The sequence below is a fragment of the Chloroflexus sp. genome, assembly GCF_034431535.1.
Taxonomy (GTDB): domain Bacteria; phylum Chloroflexota; class Chloroflexia; order Chloroflexales; family Chloroflexaceae; genus Chloroflexus.
In genome coordinates this window covers 201,840-214,588 of record NZ_DAOUDC010000027.1, presented here as the reverse complement: position 1 = coordinate 214,588, position 12,749 = coordinate 201,840, and the positions used below count along the sequence as shown (strand labels likewise).

At 57.5% G+C, this 12,749-nt stretch carries 9 protein-coding genes and 1 pseudogene; 7 read left to right on the top strand and 3 right to left on the bottom strand.

Annotated features, from left to right (window positions below; all coding sequences use genetic code 11):
- Window positions 1–35: 35 nt before the first annotated feature.
- Window positions 36–875, top strand: coding sequence for an SEC-C domain-containing protein (locus U9R61_RS07620; RefSeq protein WP_322488216.1), 840 nt, complete (start codon window positions 36–38; stop codon window positions 873–875).
- A gap of 3 nt (window positions 876–878) precedes the next feature.
- Here the strand turns inward: U9R61_RS07620 and U9R61_RS07615 are convergent, their stop codons facing one another.
- The 3 genes from U9R61_RS07615 to U9R61_RS07605 form a co-directional block, all read right to left on the bottom strand.
- The gene (locus tag U9R61_RS07615; protein WP_322488215.1) at window positions 879–4,391 is read right to left on the bottom strand and encodes an ATP-binding protein; all 3,513 of its coding nucleotides are present in this window, start codon (window positions 4,389–4,391) and stop codon (window positions 879–881) included.
- Between the two features lie 145 nt (window positions 4,392–4,536).
- Window positions 4,537–5,268, bottom strand: a complete 732-nt coding sequence (locus tag U9R61_RS07610) for an amino acid hydroxylase (RefSeq protein ID WP_322488214.1) — start codon at window positions 5,266–5,268, stop codon at window positions 4,537–4,539.
- A gap of 214 nt (window positions 5,269–5,482) precedes the next feature.
- On the bottom strand, window positions 5,483–5,800 hold the full coding sequence (locus U9R61_RS07605; protein WP_322488213.1) for a metal-sulfur cluster assembly factor: 318 nt from the start codon (window positions 5,798–5,800) through the stop codon (window positions 5,483–5,485).
- Window positions 5,801–5,919: 119 nt separating this feature from the next.
- Between U9R61_RS07605 and U9R61_RS07600 the strand changes: the two genes are divergently transcribed.
- The 6 genes and pseudogenes from U9R61_RS07600 to U9R61_RS07575 all read left to right on the top strand — a co-directional run bounded on the left by U9R61_RS07600 (window position 5,920) and on the right by U9R61_RS07575 (window position 12,706).
- On the top strand, window positions 5,920–7,548 hold the full coding sequence (locus U9R61_RS07600; protein ID WP_322488212.1) for an aspartate:alanine exchanger family transporter: 1,629 nt from the start codon (window positions 5,920–5,922) through the stop codon (window positions 7,546–7,548).
- A gap of 172 nt (window positions 7,549–7,720) precedes the next feature.
- Window positions 7,721–8,953 (top strand): zinc metallochaperone GTPase ZigA, encoded by a 1,233-nt coding sequence (zigA, locus tag U9R61_RS07595; RefSeq protein WP_322488211.1) that lies wholly within the window; start codon window positions 7,721–7,723, stop codon window positions 8,951–8,953.
- 66 nt (window positions 8,954–9,019) lie between these two features.
- Window positions 9,020–9,373 (top strand): annotated as a pseudogene (locus U9R61_RS07590) (SaoD/DsrE family protein).
- Between the two features lie 316 nt (window positions 9,374–9,689).
- Complete coding sequence (locus U9R61_RS07585; protein ID WP_322488210.1) at window positions 9,690–10,670, top strand: tripartite tricarboxylate transporter substrate binding protein; 981 nt, start codon at window positions 9,690–9,692, stop codon at window positions 10,668–10,670.
- Complete coding sequence (locus tag U9R61_RS07580) at window positions 10,667–11,155, top strand: tripartite tricarboxylate transporter TctB family protein (RefSeq protein WP_322488209.1); 489 nt, start codon at window positions 10,667–10,669, stop codon at window positions 11,153–11,155. The genes U9R61_RS07585 and U9R61_RS07580 overlap by 4 nt, the downstream gene beginning before the upstream one ends.
- Window positions 11,156–11,167: 12 nt before the next feature.
- The gene (locus U9R61_RS07575) at window positions 11,168–12,706 is read left to right on the top strand and encodes a tripartite tricarboxylate transporter permease (protein WP_322488208.1); all 1,539 of its coding nucleotides are present in this window, start codon (window positions 11,168–11,170) and stop codon (window positions 12,704–12,706) included.
- Window positions 12,707–12,749 lie beyond the last annotated feature (43 nt).

Below are 12,749 nucleotides of genomic sequence, written 5' to 3'. Positions count from 1 at the left end.
GGTGGTTTGTTTTAAGAACGAAGGGGAGATAGCGTATGGCTCGACCCGGAGCGCCCAAACTTGGCCGCAACGATCCCTGTTACTGCGGCAGCGGCCGTAAATACAAAGACTGTCACTTACGCAAAGAAGAAGAATGGCGCAGCCAGCAGTTGCGCTTGCGCAACGCCCAAGACAATTTGCTCCAGCGTCTGTTGAACCTCGCAACCGAGTCTGACGCCGCTGATCTCCGCACTGCGTTTGATCGTTATTGGAACGGGCGTTATCAGTTTGAGCAGTTGGCCGAATTAAACGAACGCGAAGGCTACGGCGCCGATCGGTTTATGGTCTGGTTTGCGTTTGATTACCGCCAAGCCGATGGGCATACGTTGGTCTCGCGACTAGCGGCGAATCTGGCTCAGAGTGATCTCGGCGAGCTTGAGCGCCAATTGTTGCCAACGTGGGTTGATGTGCGGTTACGGCCCTACCGCGTCGAGCGGCTGCGGCCCAACGCCGGCGCTCATCTGCGCGACCTCTTGACCGGCGATCTCGTCATCTTGGCTGATAGCCATGCCTCGCTGCGCCTCGAACTCGATGAGGTGATCGTTGGCCATCTCGTGCCGGTTGATACGCCGATCGGCAGCAGCCAACCCAACTACTACCTCGCCGGCCCGGCTGCCCACCTCACGCCTGACACCGCCGAACCGTTGCGCGCATTCGCCGATGTCCACCTCGCCGCATTACGCCGCGAACATCCAGACGCCGGCTGGCTTGATCTGCTGCGCAAACGCTCAGAGATCTTTAGCCATTTTATCTTGATCCTGCCTACCGACAAGCCTGATCCCGAACGATTGCAACGCTACATTGCCGAGACCCGCCAACAACTGCTCGGTGCGTAGCTGTCACTCACCCCGAATCTCAGCCAGCGGCAGCGTGAAATGAAACGCGCTGCCGCGATCTAGTTCACTCTCCACCCAAATCGAGCCTTGATGCGCCACGACTGCCAACCGGCAGAATGCCAAGCCCAACCCGCTGCCTTCACTCCGCCGGTGGCCAGCTTGGCTAAACCGTTCAAAGATATGCTCTCGCTCTTCCGGCGGAATCCCCGGCCCTTGATCGCGCACCACAATGTGCGCTACCCGATCACCGGGGATGGATACCGTTAACTCATCAGAAAAGCTGACCGTCTGATCAGGGCCATTGGCTGGCGCCACATTGACCTCAACAGTAATGGCGCTATTGGGTGGGCTGAATTTCAGAGCATTGTCCAGCAAATTTTGCAGCACCCGCGCAATAATTGCGCTATCGGCAAAAAGCATGCGCACCCGCGGATCGATCCGCTGCAACACTTGCACCCCCTTCAGTTGCGCTTGGATCATTAACGGATCAATCACGCGCTCGATCAAGTTCTCGATCGGCAACGGTTCGCGATCAAGCGGCATTTGGCCGCTCTCTAGCCGGCCAATGTCGAGCATCGTATTCACCAGATTGAGCAATTGCCGGGCGCTGTTCTGGCCAATGCGCACCGCCTGTTGCTGGCGTTCCGTCAAGAGGTCGCCCAATTCACTCATCAACTGCTCGAAGGCCAGCATAATGCTGCTTAGTGGCTGGCGCAGATCGTGAATCACCATGTGCGTTAAATCAGCCCGCAATCGCTCGGCCTTTTTCGCCACGGTTACATCACGAATAGTCAGCAGAAAGGTCTGCGCATGACCTGCCGCCAAATCGCTTGCCTGCGTTGATGACCACGCAAAGACGCCATCACTGCCGGCCAACTCCCCCGTCGCGCCCGCTGCCGTGAGCGAGCGTTGCAGATGAGCCACTGTCGTTGGATCAAGCAACCGCTGGACCGCCCACTGCTCCAAGAGTTCATGCATCGACAACCCATCGATCCGCTGGAGCGGCGGCGACCATTCGGCGGTATGCGCCAAGCGAGCAAACGCCTCATTGGCGACGATCACCGTGCCATTGGCCACGAACAGCAGCAAGCCATTTTCGACCGCCGCCATAATCCGGGCCAGATTATCACGCCCGCGCCGCACCTCTTCCAACAAGCGCATGCTCTCAATCGCAATCGCCGTTTGGGTAGCGTACAACATCAACATTTCGATATCGGCCGAATCGAGGGCGCGATCGCCGCCAATCACCGTCACACCAATCATGCGCTGAGTACCGCGCAATGGCAACGCAACCGTCGTCGCTGACCGGAAGACAGGCCGCCGGTTGATGATTGCGCGCCGGGCAAGCGTGACCACAACATCGTGGCTCACTGAGCAGGCGCCGATCGTGCGCTCGATCCGCAGATCATCACGGTCTGCATCAAATAGCACGATCTGCGCCCATTTGGCGCTGACGATCTCGACCATGCCTCGCGCCGTCATTTCCAAGACTTGCGGCTGCGGCAGCGACTGCGAGTGGATAACCATCCCCAACCCATTGAGGGCCGTCAAGCGTTCGAGGCTCCGCTGCTGGCGATCGCGCAACAGTGTCATATCAATCGCTGCACCGGCCATGCTGGCATAAACAGTCAACGCTTGCAGATCAGCCATCGCTGGCCGTTGGCCGCTCACCGGTTGATCGAGCAGCAACACCGCCTGCACCTCACGGTTGGCGGCGCGCAACAAGACCACCAGCAGATCATCGGTTCCCCACTGGTTCGAGCCGATCTCGATGCGCTGACCATTAGGCGGCGGTGGCAGATCGAACAATACGGCAAAGGTCGGGCTGCGCCGGCTCAGCAAGAAACAGTGCTCGCCAAACGACCACTCATTCACTAAGACATCCAACCGTCCGGCCGCCAGATACGTGCCGAGCGGAAACTCGCCGGCCAACCCACCCGTTGCCCCCACACACTCGAGCATCGGATGCACGCTATGCTCACGGCGATTGACAAAGAGCGCCGCGCCAAGGAACTGCATGCGTTGGCTGATGGTGTCAATAATTAACCGGAAGAGCTGCTCTTGCGATGCAGCGCTTAATAATTCGCGATTGAGCGCCAACACCGACCGCAGATCGGCATTCCACCGATCAAGATCACGAATCTGGCGGATAATGCCGGTCTCAATATACGCTAGCTGCTGGGCACGATCGATCATCTGACCCATCAAGCCAGCCACTGCATTGATCTGTTCAATATCAGCTTCGAGAAATGGCGCACCACCCCGCCGATTGATGTACTTCAGCGAGGCGCGCACACCAGCCGGCGTTGCAAAAGGCACATTAATAAGGTTGTGACAGACAACGCCGAGAATGCCATTCACTTTATGGCTACTTTGCGGATTATTGAGTGCGTCGTTGATGATGATCGGTTTGCTGGCAGTAAACGATTGCCCAATAACGTCATCCGATAGCGACAACCACAAACCCACAAACGTTTGTGATAGTTGGCCGGTTACGTAGCGTAAGATTAACTTGTTCTGCGCTTCATCATAGATAAACAACCCACCGCCACGTACGTCAAGCAAGCGGCAGCTCGCATCGAGCATCGTTTGCAAGGCCCGATCGGGATTCACCACAGACGCACTGGCAGCGACCAGCTCCATCCAAGCCGCCCGCTGCTCCTGCGCGTGCTGCGCTGCCCGCTGCAAAATAATTGGCCGCAGCAAGTAGCAGGCATAATACGCCGCTTCATCGACGGTTTGCCGCTGCGCTTCGTCCAGTGCTGTAGTGGTTGTAATACAGACGTATACTGCGCCAAGCGTCTCGCCAGCGAAACGGATCGGCGAACCAACCCAATAGCTAAGCGCTGTTTCCGGTGTTTGATGGTCAGGATGGGGACGTACATCGTAACGGGCACAGTCATCAAGATAGGCAACCGAACTAATCGGTACGCCCAGCTTGATCACCACACTACTGAGGTCGGTATCGACCGGCCAAAACCGTTGCTGATTGGCGCCATCGCCCGACTGCGCGCTGTACTGCGCCATCAATTCAAGCCACTCACTTGACCGGATCGGCACTACAACGCCAAGATTGACCGGTAACGCGATCAGTTCACTCAGCACTTGGCCAAACTGGCGGCAAATCAGATCGGGATCATCACTATCGCGGAGGACTTCGATCTCAAAGCGCAAGCGTTGCCGCCAACCCTTCCGGCCTGAACGGTGCAGCATTCGCTCATAGCCGGCAACAATCAATCGTTCAATAGCCTGCAAAGCCTCAGCTTCGGCTGGCGTCAGTTCAGGCGGATGGATGAGCAACCAGCCGTATTGATCAACCTCTCCCAGCACACGCACCGTCATACTCGGCTCAAGCTCGCCTTGCCCCACCCACTGTAGTGACACCTGATGCCGCGGCAACGCTAGTTTGAGCGCGTTCATGGCCGCGCTTTCCAGCTCGCCAAGGTGTTGCGCATCAGTAATCGCCGCAACAACGGTGAACCACTCAGGCGAACTCATCTGCGCAACCCCAACCATAGCAAAACTCCACCTATCACTATCGCATTGGTATTGTACCGTGTTTTGGCAGCGGTGAAACTGACAAAACATTGACAACAACAAGGCGCAGAAAGGGTGACGAATCACACACGCTTCCTACGCCCTGCTTCACCAGAAATGGCCATCACACCGCTACCGACGGCAAACCTTCCATAGCTGCGTATGCGCGCAAGATGGCTGCCACGTGTTCCAGATCCTCTAAAATAAAGTAGGTTTCATGCATGGAATACGCCGCACCGGGTGTGTTCGCGACCCGCCGGATATCGAACGGCTCCCGCGGAGTATCCGGCGCAAATGCATGGTCGAGTTCGCCGATTGACGAAAGCAAACCGGCGCCAAATGCGCGCAGTTCGCCATCTTCACGAATCAAGCCGAACTCGATGCTATACCACCACAACCGGGCAATCTCCAGTCGCTGTCGTTCGTCGCCAGCAAAGTAGAGCGGGCCGAATGCCTGCGCAATCTCGGCAAAGCGCCGGTCGGTAAAGAAGGCGAGGTGGCCAATGTATTCGTGAAAGAGATCCGGCATCGGCGTGAAATCCAGCTCATCCATGCGCCGGATGTAGTTGGTCACCGGGAAACGCCGCTCGGTAATGTGCTCAAACCACTCGGTTGGGTTGAGATACTCGTTCTGCGCGTCGCATAGCGTCCATCCGGTGAAGCCGGCCAACCGCTCGCTCACCTGCGCCGGATCAGGCAGACGGTTGAGATCGAGGTTGAGCTGGCGAAATCCTTCACGGAACAGACGGCAGGCGTACCGTTCAAGCCGGGGAACTTGACGAGCGCAGAGCGTTGCCCAGACCGCATGATCTTCTTCGGTGTAAGCCGGCAGTGCAGGCGAGGCGATGGCAGGCATGACAATACCTCCTTGTATTGCATAGCATAAATTGAAAACGGGCGGCAAGCATCGCCCAATGCTTGCCGCCCGCTCCACCACATAGCATCTATACACGATATAGGGTTATGCATAGAGGTTAGCAACCGGTAAAGCAATGGCTTCCGTGCTCGCGAGATTGATTCGGGTGATTTGGGCAAGTCAGCACGTTGCCCAAACCACCTACGCAATGCGATTAGAAAAACCCTAACTCATCCCGCGCCTCTTCCGACATCATCGACGGATTCCAGAAGGGCGTCCACACGAGATTGATCTTGACGTTTTCCAGATCTTTGTAGACCTCTTTCAACGCCATCACTTCCCGCTGGGCCTGTTGCAGGATCTGCGGACCCGCTGGACAAGCCGGCGTGGTCAGCGTCATATCGATATCGACCGTCTTCCCGCCGTCGAGAATATCTACCCGGTACACGAGACCGAGATTCACCACATCAAGGCCAATCTCAGGGTCAATGACATTCTTCAGCGTCGCGCGCACCATCTCTTCGGTAATCATACGATCCCTCTTTCTTAACCGTGGGTTGACACGTGCATGATACCATACACGGCGGGATGTGACGAGTGTATGACCCGCGTGATCCCAGTCTGATCACGCTGCACCAAGTGAGCAACCGTATGATTGACATTCTGGCAGGCAACCCGCTCCTTCTCCTCTTTACCGTATCGGCGATCGGCTACCTCATTGGGCGCATCCGCATCGGCGGTGTCAGCCTTGGCGTAGCCGCCGTGCTCTTTGTTGGGCTGGCTTTCGGCGCGATCGACCAGCGTCTACGTCTACCTGACATCATCTACCTACTGGGTCTAGTGATCTTCGTCTACACCGTCGGTCTCAGCAGCGGCCCTGGTTTCATCAATTCGCTGCGCCGGCGCGGGTTGCGTAACAACCTGTTCATCGGCGGTGTGCTGGTCGCTGCCGCCGGGATTACCCTCGTGATCCGCGCCATCCTTGGGATCAACGGCGCGCAGACCGCCGGGTTGTTCGCCGGCAGTTTAACCAACACCCCGGCACTGGCTGCTGTGATCGAACAACTCACCCAACTTGGCGCTGATGAGGCATTGCGCGCCGAGCCGGTGGTCGGCTATTCTGTCGCCTACCCTATCGGCATACTGGGGATGATCCTTGCCATCTATTTGACCAGCCGGCTCTGGCGCGTGGATTTCGAGCGCGAAGCCCAACAATTGCGCGAACTCGGCACAGTGGGCGAGCATCTGATCAACCGTACCATCCGCGTGACCAATCCGGCTGTATCCGGCCAGACTATCGCCGAATTGGTGAAGAAGAATAAGTGGAACGTGATCTTTAGCCGCCACCAACACAACGGCCAGATCGAATTAGCCACCGGTTTGGTCCAGCTCGTGCCCGGCGATCTGATTAATATCGTCGGTTCACCCGAAGCCGTCGAGCGCGTCACCGCAGCCTTGGGCGAACCCAACCCCGAACAGCTCGAGCTCGACCGGCACACGCTCGACTACCGCCGCATCTTTGTCTCGAACCCGGCGGTGGTAGGGGTGCCGTTGCGTGACTTGCATCTGCCTTCGGCGATGGGAACGGTGATTACCCGCATTCGCCGCGGCGACGCCGAAATTTTGCCCCATGGCGATACCACCCTTGAGCTTGGCGATCGGGTGCGGGTTGTCACCCAGCGCGACAATATGGAGCACGTAACTCATTTCTTCGGCGACTCGTACCGTTCGCTGGCCGAGGTTGATGTGGTCTCGTTGGGGTTGGGCATGGCGCTCGGTATGTTGGTTGGACTGATCCCGTTCCCGCTCCCCGGCGGCGGCAGCTTTTCGTTGGGGTTGGCCGGTGGGCCGCTCATTGTCGCCCTCTTTCTAGGTTGGCGCGGGCGCACCGGCCCGATCGTCTGGAGCCTACCCTACAGCGCCAATCTTACTTTACGTCAAGTTGGTATGACCATCTTCCTCGCCGGCGTCGGCACCCGATCCGGCTACAGCTTCGTTACCACCCTCACCCAAGGCAACGGCTTGCTGCTCTTCCTTGGCGGCGCACTGATTACCATCCCGGTCGCCTTCGCCACCCTTTTCATCGGCTACAAGCTGCTCAAGATTCCGTTTAGCTTGCTGACCGGCATGCTGGCCGGTTTACAGACCCAACCCGCCGTGCTGGCCTTCGCCAACGAACAGACTGGCAACGAAGCACCCAACATCGGCTACGCGATGGTGTATCCGACGGCAACGATCGTCAAGATCATTCTGGCCCAATTGTTGCTCGGCGCCGGCTAACCGGGGCAAATATGGAGTGCGGCAGTCAAACTGCCGCACTCCGTACAGTATGACACGCATCCATACCATCTGAATCTCACTTGACAACCTTTTTGATATAATGTATCATTATGACGCTGCCGCTCGGAACGGCATCTCTTTTCGTCAGAAATAGATAATACCTGGTACCAACATGAACCAACTCCCTTCCCCATCCCAACCCTTGCCGGTGACGGTGCTCTCTGGCTTTCTCGGCAGCGGCAAGACCACCTTGCTCAATCACGTGCTGACCAACCGCGCTGATCTGCGCGTGGCGGTGATCGTCAACGATATGAGCGAGGTCAACATTGACGCGCAGTTAGTGCGCGCCGGCGAAGCGACGCTCAGCCGCACCGAAGAGCGGCTGGTTGAGCTGACCAATGGCTGTATCTGTTGCACGTTGCGCGAAGACCTGCTGCTGGAAGTGGCCCGGCTGGCTCGCGAAGGCCGCTTCGACTATCTGTTGATTGAGTCGACCGGGATTGGCGAACCGCTGCCGGTCGCCGAGACCTTCACCTTTCCCGGCCCTGATGGCGCGACGTTGGGTGAGATTGCCCGCCTTGATACGATGGTGACAGTGGTGGATGCATACAACTTCGCGCGTGATCTGGCCTCGCTCGACGAGTTGCGCGATCGCGAGCTAGCCGCTAGCGACGAAGACGATCGCACCATCGGCGATCTGCTGATCGAGCAGGTTGAATTCGCCGATGTGATTGTGCTCAATAAAATTGATCTGGTCGCCGCTGCTGATCTCGACCGGCTTGAAGCCCTCTTGCACAAACTCAACCCCGCCGCGCGCATTATTCGTAGCGCGTTCGGAAAAGTTCCGTTCGATCAGATTCTTAACACTGGCCTCTTCAGCTTTGAGCGCGCTGCCCAAATGCCGGGATGGCTGCAAGAGTTGCGCGGTGCGCACACTCCCGAAACCGAAGAGTACGGGATCAGCAGCTTTGTCTTTCGCTCGCGCCGCCCTTTCCACCCGCAACGTCTTTGGGAGATGATGCACGAGGAATGGCCGGGAGTGTTGCGCTCGAAGGGCATCTTTTGGCTGGCGACGCGCATGGATCAATGCGGTATCTGGTCGCAAGCCGGCGCCTCCTGCCGGATCGAGCCGGGTGGTTGGTGGTGGGCCGCCAGCGATGAGCAACCGGATGATCCCGCTGAACAAGCGGCACTGGCGGCGATCTGGGACGAGGAATGGGGTGATCGGCGCCAAGAGATGGTGCTGATCGGGCAAGAGATGGACGAAGCAGCATTACGCACGCGGCTGGAAACCTGCTTGCTGACCGATACCGAGATGGCGCTTGGCCCGGCTGGATGGGCGACACTACCCGATCCCTTTGGAAGCTGGGATGTCGCTTTTACAGTTGATGATCGCGATGTGTGAAATGCGGTATGATCATAGTGTCCGTTTCGCAAATGCTTCGTATCGAAAGGGCCAGAAACCACGAAAGTGGCGTACATCTTCGCCACTTTCGGCCACACTGCTAGCGACAAACTCGGCAAGACACCCCAACTCGAAGCCGGCAACCACGGTGCGCAAGTCGTTGGCACGTTCTTCTTCGACGATAACACCTACCTGCTGCGCGCCGGCGACCTCATGGGTGAGCGACTGGCCAAAGTTGCTGCCGAGCAAGGTATCTTGTTGATGATGTGTGACTAGTGCGCACTCGAATGCGGGTTGGCGGTGGGTGAACCCGGTAATTGCCACGTGACCGGCACGGTGGCCGGGGTGCAGGTTGACTGCTTCCCCGATCTCTACGCGGCGCTGTCCGGCAACTCGCCTGATCAGGTGATTACGTTATAGGAAAGACGCAGAGGGGGCAAAGGCGCAAAGAATTTTAAACGCAAAGGCGCTAATGGTGCCAAGAGCGCAAAGATTTTTAGATGGGATGCCCAAGCGTGCTTGAGGCATTCCTTTTCATAAGCCTCTGCGCCCTTGGCGTGCTTCACGCCTTTGTGTTGATCGTTCTCTGCGCCCTTGGCATTCTTTGCGTCTTTGCCTGTACTGCGTCGCTATTGACGCAAAGACACCCTCATCATTATAATAATAATAATAATAATAAGCATTGCCCAATTGTTCATATCCAATCCGCCCAGCTGCTCTGACGAAAGGATCGGCTATGACTCGCATCCTCACCCTTGTATTGTTGTTTGCGCTACTGCTCAGCGCATGCGGCAATCAACCGGCCGCCACCTCGCAAACCGTTCAGTATCCAACCCAACCGATTAACATTATGGCCCCCGCCTCTCCCGGCGGCGGCTGGGATAGCACTGCCCGCACGATGCAAGCCGCATTGGCAGCGACAACCGGCCAGACCGTGCAGGTCTACAATGTCAGCGGTGCCGGCGGTACCATCGGTCTTGCCCAATTCGTCAATGAAGCCAAGGGCAAACCGCACGAGCTGATGGTCGGCGGGTTAGTCATGGTTGGCGCGATCCAAACCAACAAAGCGCCGGTCAATCTGTCGCAGGTGACACCGATCGCGCTGTTGACTGCCGAAGCCGAAGCGATCGTCGTCCCGGCAGACTCGAAGTATCAGACGCTGCAAGCGCTGATTGCCGACTTCAAAGCCAACCCAACTGCAATCTCGTGGGGCGGCGGTTCAGCCGGCGGCACCGATCACATCTTGGTGGGCCTGATTGCAAAAGCGGTTGGGGTTGCGCCCAATCAAGTCAACTATATCGCGTATTCCGGTGGCGGCGAAGCGACGGCGGCCATTCTCTCCGGTGCAGTCACCGCAGGTGCGTCAGGTGTTTCTGAGTTTGCCGAACAGGTGGCCGCCGGCACGATGCGTATGCTGGCCGTTTCGAGTGAGGAGCGCATTGAGGGCGTAAATGCGCCAACGCTCAAAGAGGCCGGGGTTGATGTTGCGCTGATGAATTGGCGGGCCGTGTTTGGCGCGCCGAATCTGACCGCCGAGCAACGGGCGGCGGTGATCGCCACGATCGAGAAGATGCACGCCAGCAAAGAATGGCAAGAGGCGCTGGCAAAAAATGGCTGGCGCGATTTCTTCCGCACCGGTGATGAGTTCAGCACGTTTTTACAAAACGAGATCAAGCGCATTGAAGGTGTCTTGCGCGATCTTGGGCTAGTACAATGAACGAACAGGCCCGTGCTCTGCTTGCGCTTAGGCTGGTCGCGCTCGCCGTGATGGGGCTGGGTGGGGTGATCCTCGCTCAGACCCCTCACATTGGCCAAGGAGCCGGCTTTACTGTGGTTGGGCCACAGGTCTTTCCGACGATTGTCGGCCTTGGCTGCCTTGGCTTGGGAGGGTTGTTTTTGCTCCGTTTAACCGCTCTTCCCGATCACGCGCTGATTGCCGAGGTCGCTGCCGAAGAACGGCGCACCGACTGGCCCACCACCCTGTTGTTGGCCGGTTTGTTGATTGCGTATGCTGCTGCTCTATCGCCGCTCGGCTATGTGATCGCCACAACGCTCTTTTTCCCTCTCAGCAGCCGTATCCTTGGCAGCAGGCAATTGCGTCGCGATACGGTTATCGGCTTCGTGATCGGTATGGTCGTCTACCTCACCTTTACCCGCTTATTGGGAGTGCGCCTGCCCGCCGGAATCTTGAGCGGTTTGTGAGCGAGAACACCTGTGGAAGTATTCAATCATTTACTGGCCGGGTTTGCCAATGCGTTAACGCCGCAATATCTACTCTTAGCTGCCATTGGCGTCACCATCGGCACTGCCGTTGGCGTCTTGCCCGGCATTGGCCCCGCTCTTACCGTTGCCCTGTTGTTGCCGCTGACCTACAACTTTGATCCGGCTGGCGCGCTAATCATGTTTGCCGGTATCTATTACGGTGGCATGTATGGCGGATCAACGACATCGATTTTGCTCAACACGCCGGGCGAATCGGCCTCAGTCGCCACGACCTTCGAGGGTTTCGCCATGGCCAAATCAGGCCGCGCTGGCCCTGCGCTCGCCACTGCCGCCATCGGTTCCTTCGTCGCCGGCACTCTCTCGACGCTCTTGCTGACCTTTGTCGCGCCATTGCTGGCCCGCGTTGCCTTGCTCTTCCAGCCCGCCGATTACTTCGCGCTCACGGTATTAGCCTTCGTTAGCGTCACGGCGCTGGTCGGCTCATCGCTGATTCGCGGTATGATCAGTCTTTGTATCGGCTTGTTTTTTGGCTTGATCGGGATCGATGTCTTATCAGGGCAAGCGCGGCTCACATTCGGCATTGTCGAACTACTCGATGGGATCGATGTCGTCGTGGTTGCCGTCGGACTGTTTGCCGTCGGTGAAGCGCTCTACGTCGCTTCCCAACTGCGCCACACGAAAGAAGAGATTCTTGAAGTGCGCTCTTCGGTCTGGATGAACCGCGAAGAGTGGCGGCGCTCGTGGCCGGCATGGTTGCGCGGGGCGTTGATCGGTTTTCCGCTCGGCGCTTTACCGGCAGGGGGCGCTGAAATACCGACCTTCCTAAGTTATACCCTCGAAAAACGGCTCTCGAAACACAAAGACGAATGGGGACACGGCGCTATCGAAGGCGTAGCCGGCCCCGAAGCGGCCAATAACGCGGCTTTTTCCGGAGTGTTGGTTCCATTATTAACGCTTGGTCTGCCTACTTCAGCGACAGCAGCAATTCTACTAGCGGCATTTCAAATCTACAACTTACAGCCGGGACCGTTATTATTTCAAAAATCTCCCGATCTGGTTTGGACGCTGATTGCTAGTCTTTATATTGGCAATGTCATGCTCTTAATTTTGAATTTGCCGCTTATCAGCATTTGGGTCAAGATTTTAACTATTCCACGCTCACTTCTTTACAGTGGGATTTTGGTCTTTGGCACGTTAGGCGTCTACAGCATGGCCAACAGCTTTATTGACGTGCTGCTGATGTACGCGATTGGCGTCATCGGGTTCTTCATGCGCCGCTTCCAGCTCCCGGTAGGCCCAGCCATTCTCGGCTTGATTTTGCTGCCGTTAGCGGAAGCACAATTCCGCCGCGCGTTAGCGATTAGCCAAGGCGATCTGAGTGTGTTTGTGACCCGGCCACTCTCGCTTGGACTGTTGTTGGCGGCGTTGGCTGCGCTAGTGCTACCGTATCTGCCCGCATTGGCCGCCCGGCTGACGGGGAAACGATCAAGCGCTGGCCGGCTGGTATTTGGCAAAGGCGACGAAGACTGACATACGAAGGCGCAGAGGAAGCAGCGGCGCAAAGACTTTCAAA

Excerpts from the sequence above, each read along its gene's own strand:
- U9R61_RS07605 (WP_322488213.1), bottom strand. The coding sequence starts at position 5,800 with ATGATTACCGAAGAGATGGTGCGCGCGACGCTGAAGAATGTCATTGAC.
- U9R61_RS07585 (WP_322488210.1), top strand. The coding sequence starts at position 9,690 with ATGACTCGCATCCTCACCCTTGTATTGTTGTTTGCGCTACTGCTCAGC.
- U9R61_RS07615 (WP_322488215.1), bottom strand. The coding sequence starts at position 4,391 with ATGGTTGGGGTTGCGCAGATGAGTTCGCCTGAGTGGTTCACCGTTGTT.
- zigA (WP_322488211.1), top strand. The coding sequence starts at position 7,721 with ATGAACCAACTCCCTTCCCCATCCCAACCCTTGCCGGTGACGGTGCTC.
- U9R61_RS07610 (WP_322488214.1), bottom strand. The coding sequence starts at position 5,268 with ATGCCTGCCATCGCCTCGCCTGCACTGCCGGCTTACACCGAAGAAGAT.
- U9R61_RS07600 (WP_322488212.1), top strand. The coding sequence starts at position 5,920 with ATGATTGACATTCTGGCAGGCAACCCGCTCCTTCTCCTCTTTACCGTA.
- U9R61_RS07620 (WP_322488216.1), top strand. The coding sequence starts at position 36 with ATGGCTCGACCCGGAGCGCCCAAACTTGGCCGCAACGATCCCTGTTAC.
- U9R61_RS07580 (WP_322488209.1), top strand. The coding sequence starts at position 10,667 with ATGAACGAACAGGCCCGTGCTCTGCTTGCGCTTAGGCTGGTCGCGCTC.